Consider the following 17,343-nt stretch of genomic DNA (forward strand, 5'->3'; position numbering starts at 1 on the left):
GTGACGATCGCGACCCGCCCCTCATCCGCCGTGAGACGCGCGGAGTTAAATCACTGATTTGCCCGACGGCGGAAGCCGAATGTTTTTCGCGCGACGGCTGGACAGAGCAAATCACATTGGAATTGCTCGCGAATTTTTCTCCTCCCTCATTCCAAGGCATCGCCGTGTGTTCCGACTCGCGCGGGAGCCGTCGGCCTTCACAGCTGCTCGCCGCCACACCCATGGTTAGCCCCAATTCAAGCGGGCGCGGTGACTTAGCCCGGGCCCCCCACATCGAGAATGATCTTCCCTTTCGGCGGCGGCCGTTGGCCTTCCAACATCATATGGGCTTCTCGCGCAGCGGCAAAAGGAAGAACTGCGCCGACGCGGGTTTTCAGTTCACCGCGATCAATGAGATCGGCAATTTCGCGAAGACGCTCGGTGGTCACCTCCACCAAGAAGAAGGCGGCGGTGACCCCGTGGTGCTTTGCGCGGTCTTGATCAGGCTGGGACACAGCGGAGATCAGCCTGCCGCCCGGGCGAAGAACCTGAAAAGAACGTATTTGCGTTTCGCCTCCGACGAGATCCAGCACCGCGTCCGCATCCTTCACCTCTTCCTCGAAGTGTTGCGTATGATAGTCCAATACTCTGTCGGCACCGAGGGACTGCACGTACTCGATGTCTTTGGTCCCCGCGGTGGCGATTGAACGCAGGCGAGCGCGACGAGCGAGCTGAACCGCGTAGGCTCCGACATTTCCCGCCGCTCCGTGGATGACGACCGTCTGCCCGGCTTCGAGGCGAGCGTGGTCGAACAGACCTTGCCACGCCGTGACCGCAACGACGGGAACGGAGGCCGCTTCGGCATAGCTCAGCGAGCTTGGTTTCTTCGCGAGCATCCCAGCAGAGGCCACGGCGTATTCTGCGTAAGCACCAAGGAACTGGCTGTTGGTCACTCCGAAAACCTGATCCCCGACAGCGATGCCGGAAGTGCCCGGTCCCACGGCCGCGACTGTTCCGGACAGATCAGAGCCGAGCGTAAGAGGAAGAGGCTGCGGCAAGGCGCTTTTGCCGGCCCTGATCCAGCCGTCCCAGGGACCGACGCCTGCTGCGTGAACATCGACGAGGACCTCGCCCGGACCAGGAACTGGCCGCGGAACCCGATCCAAAATCATCACTTCCGGCGATCCGAATTCGTGTACTCGCCATGCCAACATGGGGCAGCGAGCAGGACCTTGGGACGCATCGTCGGGGAGGGTACTTGCCATTCTGGACTCCCTACTAAGACGCGGGTCAGCTTGAAAAACGAGCGTCGGCCATTGACCCAACAGCCGGCTCGCGTCAACCGGTGATACTGATCAGAGGTAGGGGACCGTCTGATCGGGAACAGTACCAAGATTGGCAACTCGCAATGCACCATCGATAGTTCGCTATTTCGCAGCGACGTTCATTTCGCAGTGCGATCGTGCCAATTTCAATAGCCGACGACAATCCGCCGCCAGCCGCCGCTCATTGAGGTTGGTCACTAGATCGCGCCAGTAGGGCAACCGTGGGCCGGAGGCGAGCCGCCCGTTCTCGATGCTCTCTCGGATCGCGCAATAGATCTGGGCAGCCAGTGGTGTCCTTCTGGCACGATCAAGTTGGATGGGGAGGACGGCCACCGCGCGATGGTACAGTCAAAATTGGCAATCTTGGTACTGTTTTATGATCCGTGCGGACCGATCTATTTCCTGTAACCTGCGGCACAGATACGGAAGACGGGAGTTCGACAATGGCCGACGTTATTTCTGGCGTTAAGATCCCCGATAGCAAAATCGCACGGGAGGCCGCCGAACTCGTGCGGCAACATGAAACCGAGTTGTTGTTCAACCACTCGGTTCGCGTGTTTGTGTTCGGTGCGATGAAGGGAATTCGTCAGAACCTAAAATTCGATTCTGAACTGCTTTATGTCGCAGCGCTGTTTCACGATCTGGGTCTTGTCCGCCCTTACCATACCGATACGAAGCGGTTTGAAGTCGACGGCGCCGATGCAGCCCGCGAATTCCTCAAGAGCCGTGGCATCCCGGATCCGAAAGCGGATCTGGTGTGGGAAGCAATCGCCTTACATACCACGCCAGGCATTCCCCAATACATGCGGCCAGAAATAGCTCTCACGAATGCAGGTGTTCTAGTGGACGTCGTCGGCATTGGATATGACGACTATACGCGAGAGCAGCGCGACCAGGTCATTGCCGCGTTTCCTCGTGGTGATTTCAAGAAGGAATTCATCCAGGTTCAGACGTGCTCGGCCTTGAAGAAGCCCCAGACCACGTTCGGCACGGTCAATGTCGATTATATTGAAGATCGCGATCCCACATTTCGTAAGCCAAACGCGTGCGTTCGGATACGCAATACTCCGTGGCTAAGCTGAACCGTCATGCCATGAATTCGGACGATCAATAGTTGCGTATCCATACAGCCGTAGCTGCCACGAAGGTGTACCGCTTTGGCAAACACACGTAGCCACAGACGTTCACCCGCCGTGATGTTTACCCCTCTAAAAGCGTAATCGAGCCGTAAGAGCGAGTTGAGAGATGCCAAAATTTGCTGATTTCCCGATCATACAGCGCTGGCCTGCGAAATACCCAGATCGCTTGCAACTCTACTCACTGCCGACACCCAACGGCGTAAAGGTCTCGATTATGCTGGAGGAGATCGGGCTACCTTACGAGGTGCATCTGGTCGACTTCAACAAGGACGACCAGCACACGCCCGAATTTCTTTCGCTCAACCCCAACGGCAAGATTCCCGCGATTCTCGATCCGAACGGCCCGGAGGGTCAGCCACTGCCCTTGTTCGAATCCGGTGCCATCCTGCAATATCTCGCGGAGAAGACGGGCAAGCTTTTGCCGGCCAACGCGGCTCGCCGATACAAGACTATCCAGTGGGTGCATTTCCAGATGGGTGGGATCGGACCGATGTTTGGCCAGCTCGGCTTCTTCAACAAATTCGCAGGCCGCGAATACGAGGACAAGCGCCCACTTCAGCGGTACGTCAATGAGTCAAAACGCCTGCTGGGCGTCATGGAAACGCATCTCGCCGCGCGGGAGTGGATCATGGACGATGAATATACCATCGCCGACATTTCGATGCTTGGCTGGGTGCGCAACCTGATCGGGTTCTATGAGGCGCGCGAACTCGTTGACTTCGACAGTCTTCAAGAAGTGCCCGCTTGGCTCGAACGGGGACTAGCACGGCCCGCAGTGCAGCGTGGATTGAGTATCCCGCAAAGGCCGTGAGACGGCAGCCGGTCTTCTTGCCCCGCCAGACGCGTAGTTCGCTTTAAGGCACATGTGGCGAGCGGGCGGGAAATCATGCTTTTCGCCTTCGCGCTTGGCGAAGGCGAAAAGCTAATCCGCCCTACGCCATCACGCCGCCTTCTGGCCGCTGCCGGCATCGAGGCCGGCATAGATGCCGCGCTCGAAGCCCGCAAAAGCCTCCAGGCATTTGCCGTCGCCGAACGGCAAGAGTTGCATCAGGATCACGCCGGCGACGTCGCGCGTCGGATCGATCCAGTAATAGGTGTTGGCGAGGCCCGCCCAGGCGAGGCTGCCGGCGCTGCGTCCTTCCGCCGTTTTCGCGGTGTTGATGAGGAAGCTCAGGCCCCACTTCTTGTCCATGTCGGGATAGAGATCGACGTCGTTGGACAGCGTGAGATCGGCCGAGACCATCTTGGTGACGTTGAGATCGCCCATGTGGTTCTGGCCCATCAGCGCCACGGTTTCGGGCTTCAGCACCTGGTTGCCGTTGCCGCGGCCCTTGTTGAGGATCATCCGCGTGAACTTGATGTAGTCGCCCGCGGTCGCGTAGAGGCCGCCGCCGCCCATGTGGAATTCCGGCTCCTGCTCGAGCTCGAACGGGATCGGCGCGAGCGATCCGTCGGGGGCTCTCGCATGCATGCCGACCAGGCGCTGGCGCATGGCATCGCTGATCTTGAATCCGGTGTCGTTCATGCCGAGCGGCGCGAACAGGTGATCGCGCAAGTAAGCGTCGAGCCGCTTGCCGCTCGCAGCTTCAACGGCCTTGCCGATGAAATCGATATTGATGCCGTACTCCCAGCGCGTGCCGGGATCGGACACCAGCGGCACTTTCAGCGCGTCGTTCTTGCAGGTGGTGATGGTCGGCATCTCGGTTTTCGCGACATACTTCCCCATGTCACCGTTCCACATGTGGTAGCAGAAGCCCGCGGTGTGCGTCATCAGATGGCGCAGCGTGATCGGCGTCCTGGCCGGCCGCAGCTTGGGCTCGCCATCGGCGCCGAAGCCTTCCAGCACTTGCGGTGAAGCGAGATCAGGCAGCACCTTGCCGATCGGCTCGTCCAGCGAGAGCTTGCCCTGCTCGACCAATTGCATCGCGCCCGCGCCCGTCACCGCCTTGGTCATCGAGGCGATCCAGAACACGCTGTCCGTCGTCATCGCATCGTCTTTGCCGAGGTCGCGCTTGCCGAACGCGTTCTCGTAGATGATCTCGTTGCCGGTCGCGGCAATCGCGACCACGCCGGGGATTTCCTTCGCGTCGCATTTCTGACGGAGAAGCTGATCGATCTGAGCTTTGCTCTGCATGGGGGCGCCTCCTGATTGTTGTTGTGAAGACGATGATCTTCCTCCCGCGCGCCGCGTCCCGCAAGCGGCCTCCTCAGGGGATGCGGCTAAGGGCAACACCGCGACGGTGGCATGTCACACAGATTTAACCGTGAACGGCTGCCGATCCCGCCGCTTGTGGGAGCCATCCACGATAACGTGATTTGGTATTGCTTCCCGTCGATGATTTCGTGATCTAACGCATTCTAATTCCAAGGCAAACCATGCTTCTGGACTGGATGTTTTGAAGCAAATGGTTGCTTTTGAAGTTGCTTAAGGATGTGGCGATGATCTCGACCTGGAGTGAGTGGAAACGGTATCCCCGGCCCGGACGTAGCGAGAACATCGAAGCCCCGATCAGCCCCGGCCTTTACGAGGTCCGCTACGCCGGAACCGGCGCGTTGCATTCCTTCGAGGCGGTCGACAATGTCGCGCAGGCGCTGGCGCTGCTGCAGGTCGCGCCCAGGTCGTGGTTCGGTCGCCGTGACCCGGCCAAGTTGCCGGATCTCGAATACCGCACCTGCGCGACGTCTTCGAGAGCCGATGCCAAGGCGGCGGCGGAGCGCATGATCGGGCGTCGCGAAACCTATCTGCACGGCGCGGCCTAGAGCGTGATGACTTTTCTTCGAAACGTCATCCCGCTCTAGCTCTTTGTTTGAGCATGATCTCCGCGCAAACGCTTCGCGTTTGTTGCGAGGGAAAACCGGTGTCCACTTTTCCGGATCATGCTCTGGAGCATTTCGGTTCTGATTGAATCAGAACCGAAGCTCTAGATTCTTGTTTTGGTGCGTTTTCTGCGCAGATAAGTCTACGCAGCGAACCGGTGTCCACCTTCGGATCAAGTCCGCGGGCATGCTTCGCTCGAAAACGCGCTGGCGGCTCCCGCACCCCCGCAAAATTGCTTGACGCGTCCGCCTTCAGCGGACGATGCATTGCGGCCTGTTTCGACCTATGTTTGGGCGATACGCCCAGAAAATTGCAGGAGTGACGCCATGAACCCGCCCGTTGCCGCACGCGCTTCGCAATCAGGAACCTCGCTTCGCGATCGCCTGAAAGATCCCTCGCTGCTGCGCGACCGCTGCTACATCGATGGCGCCTGGGTCGGCACGCCCGTCTTCTCCGTGAACAATCCGGCTGATGGGGTCGAACTGGCGAAGATCCCGCAGATGAGCGCCGATGACGCCACCAAGGCGGTCGAGGCCGCGGAACGCGCGTTCCCGGCCTGGGCCAAGCTGACGGCCAAGCAGCGTTCCAACATCCTGCGCAAATGGTTCGAATTGATCATCGCCAACCGCGAGGATCTGGCGCTGATCCTGACCTCGGAACAGGGCAAGCCGCTGGCCGAGGCGCTCGGCGAGGTCGATATCGGCGGCGCCTATGTCGAGTTTTTCGCCGAGGAAGCCCGCCGGGTCTATGGCGAGACCATCCCGACCCAGCGGCCGGATGCGCGGCTGCTCGCGATCAAGCAGCCGATCGGCGTTTGCGGCGCGATCACGCCGTGGAACTTCCCGAACTCGATGATCACCCGCAAGGTTTCGCCGGCGCTCGCCGCCGGCTGCACTGTGGTGCTGAAGCCTGCCAACGAAACCCCGCTCTCGGCGCTGGCGCTGGCGGCGCTGGCCGAGAAGGCCGGCGTGCCGAAGGGCGTGTTCAATATCATCACCGGCGATGCACCGCCGATCGGCAAGGTTCTGTGCGAGCACCCTGCGGTGCGCTTTGTCGGCTTCACCGGCTCGACCGAGGTCGGCAAGATCCTGTACCGGCAGTCGTCGGTCGGCGTGAAGAAGCTCGGGTTGGAACTCGGCGGCAACGCGCCCTTCGTCGTGTTCGATGATGCCGATATCGATGCCGCCGTCGAGGGCGCGATTGTCTCGAAGTACCGCAACATGGGCCAGACCTGCGTCTGCGCCAACCGCCTCTATGCCCAGGACAAGATCTACGACGAGTTCGTGCAGAAGCTCTCGAAGAAGGTTGCCGCCATGAAGATCGGCGACGGCACCGAGCAAGGCGTGGTGCAGGGGCCGCTGATCAACATGGAAGCGATCGAGAAGGTCGAGCGGCACATTGCGGATGCGGTGAAGGGCGGCGCCAAGGTCGTCACCGGCGGCAAGCGCTCATCGCTCGGCCGCACCTTCTTCGAGCCGACGGTGCTCTCCGACGTCAAGCCGGATGCGCTGGTATCGCAGGAAGAGACATTCGGCCCGCTCGCGCCGGTGATCCGCTTCAAGGATGAAGCCGACGTGATCGCGATGTGCAACAAGTCGCCGTTCGGCCTCGCATCGTACTTCTATTCACGCGACCTCGGGCGGGTCTGGCGCGTCGCGGAGGCTCTGGAATCCGGCATGGTCGGCGTCAATACCGGCCTGATCACGACCGAAGTCGCGCCGTTCGGCGGCGTCAAGCAGAGCGGCCTGGGCCGCGAAGGCTCGCATCACGGCATGGAAGAATATGTCGAGATCAAATACGTGATGATGGCGGGCGTGTAGTCCCTTCTGCCTCGTCATTCCGGGGCGCGCGAAGCGCGAGCCCGGAATCCATTCATCCACTTGGTCTGCCGCCCGATGGATTCTCTGATGTGCAATTGCACATCAGAGCTCGCGACTTCGTCGCGCCCCGGAATGACGGCGATCGCGTGGGGTGGGCAAAGGCGCGACAGCGCCGTGCCCACCATCCGCATTCGAGCCAGAATGGTGGGCACGCTGCGCTTTGCCCACCCTACGAGGCTTTGCCCACCCTACGACGCTGAGGTTCGTCATGGCTCCATTCACCCTCAGGCTCATAACCTGAAGGTCGGTGGTTCAAATCCACCTCCCGCAACCAATAATTTCAGACACTTATCCAGATCGACCGAATGAGCGTCAGGTTAAAAACCTGACGCTCATTCGCAAAATTGTTGTTTTACAACATGTTGGTAACGGTTTTGGATGGAAATCCGCTAGCACAAAATGGCTAGCACACAAAGAGAACTGGTGAGTGCGGTGGCGGCAGTAAGGTTGACGCCAAGCGGCATAGCTCTCAGCATTCCCTCCAATGAGATTCAACCATGTGCTCGCGCTGTTGATAGCGACGATGATGTCCTCGCCTATCGTCCATGCCGATGATCTGGCCTCCCGGATTCAATGGGAGGATTTTCAAGGGACCTCTTGGACAGCTCCTGAGCGCGCTATTCTAAAGCGCGGTGCGCTGAAGACATTGAGAGATGTTCCTCAGTGCAAGACGGTTGTTAGCGCCGTGGCTGAAATGCACTTCGATCACTATACGATCGTGTGTAACTGCGACGACATCAGCGAACCTCGTAACCCAGCTTGCTTTAGTGTTGAGTTCACTGAGAAGGAGGCGTCCAGCAAGAAGCCGTTCATCTACCGCCCCACAATTGCTGTGAGTGACGACGAAGGAAAAAAGATGTGCCGCGACGCAGTTGCGAAAAAGTTGGGGAGCCCATCAGAAATTCAATGGGGGCTTATATCCGCTGACGTGGCTCAACTCACACAGAACATGCAGGTGCTCGTGCGCGGATTTGTCCCGGCAATCAAAGCATACGGCTCAGAGTGGGGCTTTAGCGGCCGCTGCATCATTGATGGCAAATACCATAAGCTTGAGCTGGATGATTTTTCGAAGTGGAAGCTGTAGTTGAAGCGCCAAAATGGAAAATCTCACAAAGCTAACTGTCTCACGACGACTGCTGGGTACAGCATTTGAGCTATTTTTAAGAGATAAAGATCCTGTTGCGATTCATTGCTTGGCCTCGGTGGGATGTGAAATTATTGAAGGAGTGGCCAGGGACCTTAGCGATGAACGCCTCAAGGCCAAGGTTGAAACCTCGCTGGGTAGAGATTGGAGAAAAGTAGTGGGATGGGCATTAGAAACTATTTGATCGAAGGGGTGTCCGGTACTGGCAAAACCACGGTGGCCGAAGAACTGCAGCGGCGCGGTTACCATGTTGTCCATGGCGACCGGGAGTTGGCCTATCAAGGAGATCCAGAGACGGGGGAGCCAGTGGATGAGCCTGCCCATGAGAACGAGATGGACAAGGTCCTCTGGCGGCAGAAACGTTGGATTTGGAACATAGACAAGGTTAAGTCCATCATCGCCGATCGCAGCAACGCAATATCCTTTTTCTGCGGAGGCTCTCGAAATTTTCCTCACTTTATTGATTTGCTCGATGGGGTTTTCATCCTCGATGTCGATCCCAACACTTTGGAACAGCGGCTTGCCAGCAGGCCAGGAGATGAGTTTGGCGGGAGGCCGGTCGAACGGGAGTTGGTCATGCGGCTACATACGACGAAAGAAGATATCCCTAGGGCTGACTTCATAATCGACGCCACTGCGCCGCTTGAACGCGTCGTGAATGAGATTTTGGAAAAGTGCGAGGGGTCGCGGACCTATTAACGCGTGAGCGCGACGCTAACGCCAATGCCGCCCATACCTCGCTCAGACCGCTCGAACGTCGTCAAGCCGCTTCTTTGAGTAATCATCGTCCCAGCAGACGGCGGCTTGCCATGCGGCCGAGGCTTGCGCGGCGATGTCATGCGCGGTGTCATCAAAACCGGCGGCATTGTGGGGCAGCACCAGGTCAAGGTCGGGAACATCGACATGCGATTCGTCCCAATCGATTAGCGCGACCTGATCTGCAGTCATGCGGATGTTGCCAGGGTTGGCATCGCCGTGAACGACAGATGTCTGGCGGCCGACCAATCGTGCCCACGCTGCCCGGCAGCGAGCAACGCCGTCAGGCGGCATCGCATTGAGGTTGATCCTCGTCCCGGTCTCGGCGTGCAGGAGGTCGGTCGACGATCGCCAACCCGGGCGCTGCGGCCAGCCCTGCGTTAAGCGATGCAGCTCGCGAAGTGTGTCGGCGACACGACGCCAGTCGGCCTCGGTCTCGGGCGGCCCGCCCTCCACGTATGTCATCACCACCAGACCATTTGCAAACAGCCGGCCATCTGTCGTCGGGATTGGTACTGGCACGGCCAAGCCTTTACGGTCGAGGTGTTGGAGGAGCTCGGTCTCCCACGCAAGGTCGGCGTCGCTTCTGCTCCCGAGACGGGCAACCGCGAGGTGCCCGTTAATACGCACGCTCCAAACAGCATTGGCGACTCCACCAGTGAGTGGTTTGATGCGGGCTACGTCTTTACCCCACTGCCCAAGCGCCTCCCATCCCTCTGGCAGCATCCTCGCAAGATCCTCCTCATTTTCTAATCCCGCATACTGCGCAGATTCATCAGAAGATGCTGCGGTGAGTCAGTGTATTGATCAACTTAAGTGCCTTTCTTGTAGGCCTTGATGATCTCTTTGCGACGCTTAGCCGGGGAAAGTTGAGGTCGAGAAGCAGCTAGAGGCGCTGGAGGACTAGGGCAGGAGCCTGAAATCCCGCGGGGTTACCATCACCGATGGTAAACCCTGTTTTGCGGCCCTGCCAATGGGGTGAAAAGGGCGGATTTGTCGCTTTTATGCTGCGTCGCTAGACAGCGATGAGGCGTTTCGTATTCACTTTGCAGTTGCCCGACATTATCGTTCGGCGCACTTCTGCGTCCGAACGATCTTTCCGCGCCAAGACTGATGCTGAAAGTGGCTCTCACCTTCGGTTCTAGAAGGTGACGTGATATTCGTTCGTACACTCCTGTACGAACGGACGGAGTGAAATCCCCAAGCTTCGAACTGCCTGCCGATGAGGCTGATTTTTGCGAAAGTTAGCACAAATCCTAGCACAAAAATATTTGATGAGCTTGTTTCTTAAGTAAAATCAGTTGTTTGCCCCGACGCTCATCTGTCTCATAACCTGAAGGTCCGGTGTCCACTTTTCCGGATCATGCTCTTAACACTCTGTTAACCAACGCGGCCTAGCCTGCAGTCATCGCCCGGTCATCATCAGCCGATTACCGCCCGGTTCGTTCTAGGAGAACAGCCGATGTCCGTTGAGGCGCTGACATATGCCGCTCCAGGTGCCCGCCTGACAGTCTCGCCAGAGGCTGCTCGTTCGCTCGCCAAGCGACGCCAGTTGCCGCGCTCACTTTGGGATGATGGCAGGACCAAAGTGGAAACAGACCGCAGGGCTCGTAGATAGCTGATCCGTACCCTCTCATTCCCGACTTGCCGGAGCAACGTGAGGCAAAAATGACCCACACCATCGATATCAGGGAGATGAAGGCGCGCGTTGTCGTGTTTGGGGTCGGCGGCGCCGGCGGCAATGCCGTCAACAACATGATCGCGGCCGGGCTGAGTGGCGTCGACTTCATCGTTGCCAATACCGACGCGCAGGCACTTAGCATGTCGAAGGCCAAGCGCATCGTCCAGATGGGCACCCAGGTGACCCAGGGTCTTGGGGCCGGCGCGCAGCCCGAAGTGGGGTGCGCTGCGGCGGAAGAGGCGACCGATGCAATCCGCGATCAGTTGGCCGGCGCGCACATGGTGTTTGTTACGGCCGGCATGGGCGGCGGTACGGGCACTGGGGCGGCACCCGTCATAGCCAGAACCGCGCGCGAGCTTGGCATTCTCACCATTGGCGTCGTCAGCAAGCCATTCCACTTCGAGGGGCAGCGCCGCATGCGCGTTGCCGAAGCGGGTATTGCCGAACTGTTGAAGGCAGTTGACACGCTGCTGATCATCCCAAACCAGAACCTGTTCCGGGTAGCCAGCGAGAGAACCACATTCGCCGATGCCTTCGTCCTGGCCGATCAAGTGCTCTATTCGGGCGTGGCATGCATCAGCGATCTGATCGTCAAGGAAGGTCTGATCAATCTCGATTTTGCCGACGTTCTCTCGGTCATGCGCGAGAAGGGCAAAGCCATGATGGGCAGGGGCGAGGCTTCCGGCGAGAAGCGCGTGCTCAACGCCGCTGTGGCCGCGATTTCCAATCCATTGATCGAGGACCCCTCGATCAAGCGCGCCAGTGGCCTCATAATCTCGATCTCCGGCGGCAAGGACCTGACGTTGTTCGAGGTCGACGAAGCGGCTACTCGCATTCGCGAACAGGCCGACCCCGACGCCAACATCATCGTCGGCGCCACTTTCGACGAAAGCCTGGAAGGCATCGTCCGCGTCTCGGTGGTGGCGACCGGCATCGATAATCTTGGCCCGGCGCAACGGACGCAACCGGCGGAAAGCGCACTTACCGAACTCGCGGACAGGCTGCGGAACGACAACCGTCGCGTTGCCAACGGGATCGAGCGTAGCGCACCCGCGCCGCAATCAGAGAGTCCGCTGCTCCGTCCGACGACCCGCCACCCTGGAGGGCAACCGGCAACGCCGATGTCGGAACATGCGCGCCATGCGGCTCCGCAAGGCGTCGATCCGTACGGCCGCTCCTCTCCCGGGCGGAATTTGGTCGAGGAAAACCTTCTCGATATCCCGGCCTTCCTGCGCCGGAAGGCCACCTGAGCACCTACCCAAGTGCCGGAAGTAGACGGATTGCAATAGGTCCGTCACACGAGCGTCGAGGGTCTTCTTCGGGGTGCGCAGCGCGCCGATGTTTTACACGGCTGTGCTGTCCGGGTTCTCTGCTGCTTCTTTTCCAACCTCCTTGCTGCGCGACAGCCATGCTGGAAGACGGAGCAAGCCAAGCAGGCGATCATTACTATCTTTTGCCAGCTCGGTTGGCGCCTCATTGGCCAGGCGCGGGAGATCCAGTGCAGCGTGGCCGACTCGCACCGCATCCGCGCGTCGGTCCAGTTCGCGCAATAAGGGATCGATTACGGCTTCGACTTCGGTCGCGACGGATGATAGAAAATTATTGAGCTCGCGAGCTTCGGGCACGACTGCCGCGGCCATCTCGGTCGCCTCGCAGAGCTCGCTGATGACAGGTGTAAACGCTTTGCCGGTTTGCGCGATTCGCTTTTTTATCGCTTCGATTTCGCCCAGAACGTGATTGCGTTCGCGCCGAACTCTTTCCTCAGAAAGGCGGGCCTCGATCTCGGCGATCTGAGCCGTCAGTGTCGTGACATCGGATGCTAGTGCGTCGCGTTTTCCGCGTGCGCGATCGAGATCGCGGCTGAGAGTGCCCACTAGATCATTCTCTCCGGACATTTTTTGCTCCGCGTAGGACAGCCGTAACGCGAACCGTCAGCCTGGCAAACGAACGAATGGTAAGATCGGCCGACAAAGGCATCGACTTCGTTCGCGTCGCCGGAGCGGTGAATCCAAATTCCCTCCAAATCATTCGCATTAGGCGACCGTATGGTTAACAAGTGATTAATTTTCAATGTCCGATGCAACGGTGGTCCACCGGAAGAGAGAGCGGAAGCCTCACTTGAGTTGCGTCGAAGCCTAGCGGCGTAGGGTGGGCAAAGGCGCGCATGCGCCGTGCCCACCATCCGCACTCGAGCCAAAATGGTGGGCACGCTGCTTTGCCCACCCTACGGCATCGCGGCTATCTATCGCCGCAGCACTGCAATCGTGCGGTTGGCGAAGCTCAGGCGCTCGGCCATGATCGAGACGAAATAGGTCAGCAGCTTGTGGCTGAGCGCGGGGTCGTCGTCCCTGAGCGCTTCGAACTGATGCGTGTTCAGGACGTAGAGCACGCTTGCGACCTCGGCCTGGATGGTGGCGCTGCGCCGCGATTGCGAGACCAGGCCCATCTCGCCGACCGTGGTGTAGCGGCCGAGGCTGCGCACGCGGGTCGGGCGGCCATCATCGGCCGCGACCATCACGCCGACGCGCCCGTCCAGAATGAAGTGCATGGAATCCACGGCGTCGCCGGCGCGGACGATGGTCTCTCCGGCATCGACCTCGACGCGCTCGCAATAATGCATCAGCGCGCTTGCCTCCCGCTCGGAACCGAGAATCCCGGTGAACCAGTCGCGCAGGCTCGCTTCCTCCTGCTCCAGCCCCCGATGCTCGGCGATGATCTCGTTCTCGCACCATTCCAGCGCATGATCGAGCTCGGGCTCGATCCTGACCTCGCCGGAAATGAAGCCGCTCGAGCGCAAGGTCTTTTCGGCTGCTGGCGCCAGATGCACCAGCAGCAGCTTGACGCCGCGCTCGTCGGCGCTGCGCTTGATCTGCGCGAAACTATAGGCCGCCGATGAATCGATGCCGGTGACGAGCTTGAAGTCGAACACCAGATAGCGGCATTCCGGATGGCGCGCGAGCAGCGCCTTGACGTGCTGGTAGAGCCGATTGGCCGAGCCGAAGAACAGATAGCTCTGCAGGTTCAGGCCCTGGATCGCGCTGCCATGGACCGCCAGCAGGTCCAGGTCATCGCGCGAGCGATCCAGCGAGCTGCGATATTCGGTGCCGTCAAAACCATATTTGATCGATTCGATCCGCGCGGCGCTGAGGGCAAAGGTGGCGCAGCCGATCACGACGCCGATCAAAACGCCGGCGACGAAGCCCCATTGCAGGATGATGAGGATGATCGCGAGCAGCGACACATATTCGGTCTTCGACAGCCGCCGTCGCGACTCGACGATCCATTTGTGGAGCTGATCGGCGCCGAGATAGATCAACAGGCCGCCGAGCACGAATTTCGGCATGTAGCCCAGCAATTCGGGTGCGACCGCAAGCATCAAGAGCGAGACGACCGCAACCGTGATGCCGGAAAGGCGGCCGGTAGCGCCGCTGTTCAGACTGAGCAGCGAGCGGGTGGTGGAGGTGCAACCGGCGTAGCCGGCCAGGGCGCCGGTCAGGATATTGGCGAGGCCGGTGATATTGAGTTCCCGTTCCAGGTCGGCCTCGCGATGCGCGGCGACCTCGATGCCGGTGGTGTTGAAGAGGGTGCTGGTTGCCGTGACGAAGACGACGGCGACGAGGTTGCCGAGCAGGTCCGGTACGGCATACCAGGGATAGTCAGCGAAATTCTCCGCGCTCCAGGGCAGCATGAACCTGGTCGGAGGCGGCGGCTGAAAGGTCCAGCCCGCGGCCTGCGCGTCGGCGGGCGTAAGGCCGATGATCCAGAATGCGAGATGGCCGATGAGCACGCCGCCGACCAGGATCACCGGCAGTCCGAACGGGCTGCGCGAGCGATGCCAGGTCAGGTACAGGATCAGCGCCATGGCGCAGGCGGCCGACAGCTCGGCGATGGTGATGACATTTGCGAACTGAGGCAGCGTCGCAAACTTCAGCTCCACGCCCGTGATGACCCTGACGGCGCCGAGCACGAGCAGGCAGCCGGTGGCGCCGAGAAAGCCGCCGACGACGGGATAGGGCACATAGCGGATGGCGCGGCCCATCCGCGTCACGCCGAAGCCGCACAGCACGATGCCGGTGATGATGGTGGCAAGCCCGAGCGTGATCAGGACCGGCGCCAGCATCGGCGCCGCTGGATTCGCGGCCGCCACGCGCTCGACCAGTGCGGAGGCGAGGATCGCCGTCATCGCCGCGGTGGAACTCTCGGGACCCGCGACCGCAAATGGCAGCGAGCTGCCGAGCGCGATCACCAGCGCCAGCACTGCCGATGAGATGAAGGTGGCGGCGACGCCGTAAGCGAGATAGGGCGACAGCGGTCCGGCGAAGATCAGAAGCGCGTAGGACAGGCCGAAGGTAATCGAGAGCACGCTGGCGGCGCTGCCGCCGATGATATCGCTGAACGCGCGACCAATCCGCGGACCGAGATTGACGTTTCGATGCACCACGCCTTGCATTTGCCCCTGATAGCCGCGTCACTGGTAAACGAGCGCAGCCGGCCGCGACAACAAGATTTTTGTGTCAATGCGTGCATTCGTCGTTCCCGCGGAGGGAACCTATAACTATGGGGCCCGATTGTTGAGTGACGTAGCCCGGATGGAGCGAAGCGCAATCCGGGGGCGGTCTCGCCTGTGGATCGAGCTGTCCCGGGTTGCGCTTCGCTTCACCCGGGCTACGACGCTCGCAATGACGGGGTCAGATTTTGAGGTCCGAACCCGTCACGCGCCGATAGGCTTCGAGGTAGCGCTTGCTGGTTGCCTCCACCACGCTGGCCGGCAATGACGGCGCCGGTGCGTCGCCGTTCCAGCGGCCGGCGTGCCGCTCAGTGTCGAGATAGTCGCGCAAGGGTTGCTTGTCGAAGCTCGGCTGCGGCTGGCCCGGCTTGTAGACATCGACCGCCCAGAAGCGCGACGAATCCGGCGTCATCACCTCGTCGATCAGGATGATCCGTCCATCCTGGTCGCGCCCGAATTCGAACTTGGTGTCGGCGATGATGATGCCGCGCTCGCGGCTCACCTTTTCGCCGTAGGCGTAGACCGTGCGCGCCATCCGCTCCAGCGTGTCGGCAACCTCGCCACCGACGATCTCGCGCACGCGGGCCACCGTGATGTTCTCGTCATGCCCGGTCTCGGCCTTGGTCGCCGGGCTGAAGATCGCTGGTTCCAGCTTGGCGCTCTCGACCAGGCCCGCCGGCAGCTTTTCTCCGGCAAGCGTGCCGTGGGCGGCATATTCCTTCCAGGCCGAGCCGGAGATGTAGCCGCGGATCACGCATTCGATCGGGAAGACGGTGGTGCGCCGGCACAACATCGCGCGGCCTAAAATCTCGGCGCGATGGTCTTTCAGCGCGGGTACTTCACGGATGATCTCGTCGGCATCGGCGCTGATCATGTGATGCGGCACGGTGCTCTCGAGCTGGCGAAACCACCATGCGCTGATCTGGGTCAGCACCGCGCCCTTCATCGGGATGGTCTCGGCCATCACCACGTCGAATGCCGAGATGCGATCGGTGGTCAGCAGCAGCACGCGGTCGTCGCCCACGGCATAGATATCGCGGACCTTGCCGCGGCCGATTTGCGGCAAGGGCAGGTCGCTGGCGCGCATCGCATTCATCTGGTCAGACCTTCAGAGCGGCCGCCCGCGAGATTGCGGGCGACATAAAGCGACGAGGAGATAGCTCACTCCGGCAGCGGAATGAACTCATGTTCCTGCGGGACTGGCTCGAAACGTCCGGTTTTCCAGTCCTGTTTGGCCTGCTCGATCCGCTCCTTGCTGGAAGAGACGAAATTCCACCAGATATGGCGCGGGCCTTCCAGCGCGTCGCCGCCCAGGAACATCATGCGCGTGGGCTGCAGCGCCTTTACCGTGATGCGGTCGCCGGGCCGGAAGATCAGGAGGCGCGGGCCTTCATAACGTTCATTGGCGATCTCGACTTCGCCGTCGACGAGATAGATCCCGCGCTCCTCGTGATCGGGGTCGAGCGGCACGCTGGTGCCGGCCTCTGCCGTGACCTCGGTGTAGAACCAGGGCGAGACCATCTCGACCGGCGAGGAGATGCCGAACGACGAGCCCGCGATGACGCGTGCGGCGAAGCCGCGCTCGGTGATCATGGGCAGGTCGCCGGCGGCATAATGCTGGAACGAGGGCGAGATCTCCTCCCTGGCCTGAGGCAGCGCGATCCAGCTCTGCAGGCCCAGCATCTTCTGGCCGTCGCGGCGCTGCACGTCCGGCGTGCGCTCGGAATGGGCGATGCCGCGGCCCGCGGTCATCAGGTTCATCGCGCCGGGCTGGATCTCCTGGATGTTGCCCTCGCTGTCGCGATGCATGATGCTGCCGTCGAACAGATAGGTCACGGTGGCAAGCCCGATATGCGGATGCGGCCGCACATCCATGCCCTTGCCGGCGAGAAACTGCACCGGCCCGAAATGGTCGAAGAAAATGAAGGGGCCGACCATCTGCCGCTTGCCATGCGGCAGCGCGCGCCGCACGGCAAATCCGTCGCCGAGATCGCGGGTGCGCGGCACGATGACGAGCTCCAGCGCGTCGCAGGTCTTGGGATCGCCGAGGATCGGATCGTTGGAGGGAAGCCAGCTCATGAGGGGGGACTCCTTATTTCGTGGCCTTAATGATA

General features: G+C 60.6%; 15 protein-coding genes. 8 read left to right on the forward strand and 7 right to left on the reverse strand.

The genetic code is table 11. The features are described 5' to 3' along the window. Positions 1 to 254: 254 nt before the first annotated feature. Positions 255 to 1,193: an NADP-dependent oxidoreductase gene (locus OZ411_RS32810; RefSeq protein ID WP_282531294.1), complete on the reverse strand. Its 939-nt coding sequence runs from the start codon at positions 1,191 to 1,193 to the stop codon at positions 255 to 257. 554 nt (positions 1,194 to 1,747) lie between these two features. Here OZ411_RS32810 and OZ411_RS32820 point away from each other — a divergent pair. Beyond that, positions 1,748 to 2,386 (forward strand): HD domain-containing protein, encoded by a 639-nt coding sequence (locus tag OZ411_RS32820; protein ID WP_282531255.1) that lies wholly within the window; start codon positions 1,748 to 1,750, stop codon positions 2,384 to 2,386. Between the two features lie 163 nt (positions 2,387 to 2,549). Further along, complete coding sequence (locus OZ411_RS32825) at positions 2,550 to 3,254, forward strand: glutathione S-transferase N-terminal domain-containing protein (RefSeq protein ID WP_130583513.1); 705 nt, start codon at positions 2,550 to 2,552, stop codon at positions 3,252 to 3,254. Between the two features lie 129 nt (positions 3,255 to 3,383). Here the strand turns inward: OZ411_RS32825 and OZ411_RS32830 are convergent, their stop codons facing one another. Continuing rightward, complete coding sequence (locus OZ411_RS32830) at positions 3,384 to 4,577, reverse strand: serine hydrolase domain-containing protein (RefSeq protein ID WP_130583514.1); 1,194 nt, start codon at positions 4,575 to 4,577, stop codon at positions 3,384 to 3,386. 305 nt (positions 4,578 to 4,882) lie between these two features. Between OZ411_RS32830 and OZ411_RS32835 the strand changes: the two genes are divergently transcribed. From OZ411_RS32835 to OZ411_RS32855, 5 genes are all read left to right on the forward strand, one after another. Then, positions 4,883 to 5,203 (forward strand): hypothetical protein, encoded by a 321-nt coding sequence (locus OZ411_RS32835; protein WP_282531256.1) that lies wholly within the window; start codon positions 4,883 to 4,885, stop codon positions 5,201 to 5,203. A 384-nt stretch (positions 5,204 to 5,587) separates the two neighbouring features. Further along, positions 5,588 to 7,081, forward strand: coding sequence for an NAD-dependent succinate-semialdehyde dehydrogenase (locus tag OZ411_RS32840; protein ID WP_282531257.1), 1,494 nt, complete (start codon positions 5,588 to 5,590; stop codon positions 7,079 to 7,081). Positions 7,082 to 7,625: 544 nt separating this feature from the next. Then, positions 7,626 to 8,225, forward strand: coding sequence for a hypothetical protein (locus OZ411_RS32845; protein WP_282531258.1), 600 nt, complete (start codon positions 7,626 to 7,628; stop codon positions 8,223 to 8,225). Between the two features lie 13 nt (positions 8,226 to 8,238). Then, positions 8,239 to 8,469: a hypothetical protein gene (locus OZ411_RS32850; RefSeq protein WP_282531259.1), complete on the forward strand. Its 231-nt coding sequence runs from the start codon at positions 8,239 to 8,241 to the stop codon at positions 8,467 to 8,469. After that, a complete protein-coding gene (locus OZ411_RS32855; RefSeq protein ID WP_282531260.1) occupies positions 8,448 to 8,984 on the forward strand; it encodes an AAA family ATPase in 537 nt (178 codons plus the stop codon). Before OZ411_RS32850 ends, OZ411_RS32855 begins: the two co-directional genes overlap by 22 nt. 42 nt (positions 8,985 to 9,026) lie before the next feature. On the opposite strand, the gene OZ411_RS32860 is transcribed toward OZ411_RS32855, so the two are convergent. Then, positions 9,027 to 9,767 carry a phosphotransferase gene (locus tag OZ411_RS32860; protein ID WP_282531261.1) on the reverse strand — a complete coding sequence of 247 codons (741 nt, stop codon included), beginning with the start codon at positions 9,765 to 9,767 and terminating at the stop codon, positions 9,027 to 9,029. Positions 9,768 to 10,709: 942 nt separating this feature from the next. On the opposite strand from OZ411_RS32860, the gene ftsZ reads away from it, so the two are divergent. After that, entirely contained in the window at positions 10,710 to 11,972 is a 1,263-nt protein-coding gene (ftsZ, locus tag OZ411_RS32865) for a cell division protein FtsZ (RefSeq protein WP_349017056.1), read from the forward strand. Between the two features lie 93 nt (positions 11,973 to 12,065). Here the strand turns inward: ftsZ and OZ411_RS32870 are convergent, their stop codons facing one another. The 4 genes from OZ411_RS32870 to OZ411_RS32885 form a co-directional block, all read right to left on the reverse strand. Further along, positions 12,066 to 12,617, reverse strand: a complete 552-nt coding sequence (locus tag OZ411_RS32870) for a hypothetical protein (RefSeq protein WP_282531262.1) — start codon at positions 12,615 to 12,617, stop codon at positions 12,066 to 12,068. 347 nt (positions 12,618 to 12,964) lie between these two features. Further along, the gene (locus tag OZ411_RS32875) at positions 12,965 to 15,163 is read right to left on the reverse strand and encodes a SulP family inorganic anion transporter (protein ID WP_282531263.1); all 2,199 of its coding nucleotides are present in this window, start codon (positions 15,161 to 15,163) and stop codon (positions 12,965 to 12,967) included. A gap of 247 nt (positions 15,164 to 15,410) precedes the next feature. Further along, entirely contained in the window at positions 15,411 to 16,325 is a 915-nt protein-coding gene (locus tag OZ411_RS32880) for a phosphoribosylaminoimidazolesuccinocarboxamide synthase (protein WP_282531264.1), read from the reverse strand. Between the two features lie 65 nt (positions 16,326 to 16,390). Then, complete coding sequence (locus OZ411_RS32885) at positions 16,391 to 17,308, reverse strand: pirin family protein (RefSeq protein ID WP_282531265.1); 918 nt, start codon at positions 17,306 to 17,308, stop codon at positions 16,391 to 16,393. Positions 17,309 to 17,343 lie beyond the last annotated feature (35 nt).

It is taken from the genome of Bradyrhizobium sp. Arg237L (assembly GCF_029990105.1).
Taxonomy (GTDB): domain Bacteria; phylum Pseudomonadota; class Alphaproteobacteria; order Rhizobiales; family Xanthobacteraceae; genus Bradyrhizobium.

What these genes read in the sequence shown, in the direction of transcription:
- OZ411_RS32880 (WP_282531264.1), bottom strand. Translation starts at nt 16,325, where the DNA reads ATGAATGCGATGCGCGCCAGCGACCTGCCCTTGCCGCAAATCGGCCGC.
- OZ411_RS32835 (WP_282531256.1), top strand. Translation starts at nt 4,883, where the DNA reads ATGATCTCGACCTGGAGTGAGTGGAAACGGTATCCCCGGCCCGGACGT.
- OZ411_RS32840 (WP_282531257.1), top strand. Translation starts at nt 5,588, where the DNA reads ATGAACCCGCCCGTTGCCGCACGCGCTTCGCAATCAGGAACCTCGCTT.
- OZ411_RS32845 (WP_282531258.1), top strand. Translation starts at nt 7,626, where the DNA reads ATGAGATTCAACCATGTGCTCGCGCTGTTGATAGCGACGATGATGTCC.
- OZ411_RS32810 (WP_282531294.1), bottom strand. Translation starts at nt 1,193, where the DNA reads ATGTTGGCATGGCGAGTACACGAATTCGGATCGCCGGAAGTGATGATT.
- OZ411_RS32825 (WP_130583513.1), top strand. Translation starts at nt 2,550, where the DNA reads ATGCCAAAATTTGCTGATTTCCCGATCATACAGCGCTGGCCTGCGAAA.
- ftsZ (WP_349017056.1), top strand. Translation starts at nt 10,710, where the DNA reads ATGACCCACACCATCGATATCAGGGAGATGAAGGCGCGCGTTGTCGTG.
- OZ411_RS32850 (WP_282531259.1), top strand. Translation starts at nt 8,239, where the DNA reads ATGGAAAATCTCACAAAGCTAACTGTCTCACGACGACTGCTGGGTACA.
- OZ411_RS32855 (WP_282531260.1), top strand. Translation starts at nt 8,448, where the DNA reads ATGGGCATTAGAAACTATTTGATCGAAGGGGTGTCCGGTACTGGCAAA.
- OZ411_RS32860 (WP_282531261.1), bottom strand. Translation starts at nt 9,767, where the DNA reads ATGCTGCCAGAGGGATGGGAGGCGCTTGGGCAGTGGGGTAAAGACGTA.
- OZ411_RS32830 (WP_130583514.1), bottom strand. Translation starts at nt 4,577, where the DNA reads ATGCAGAGCAAAGCTCAGATCGATCAGCTTCTCCGTCAGAAATGCGAC.
- OZ411_RS32885 (WP_282531265.1), bottom strand. Translation starts at nt 17,308, where the DNA reads ATGAGCTGGCTTCCCTCCAACGATCCGATCCTCGGCGATCCCAAGACC.
- OZ411_RS32820 (WP_282531255.1), top strand. Translation starts at nt 1,748, where the DNA reads ATGGCCGACGTTATTTCTGGCGTTAAGATCCCCGATAGCAAAATCGCA.
- OZ411_RS32870 (WP_282531262.1), bottom strand. Translation starts at nt 12,617, where the DNA reads ATGTCCGGAGAGAATGATCTAGTGGGCACTCTCAGCCGCGATCTCGAT.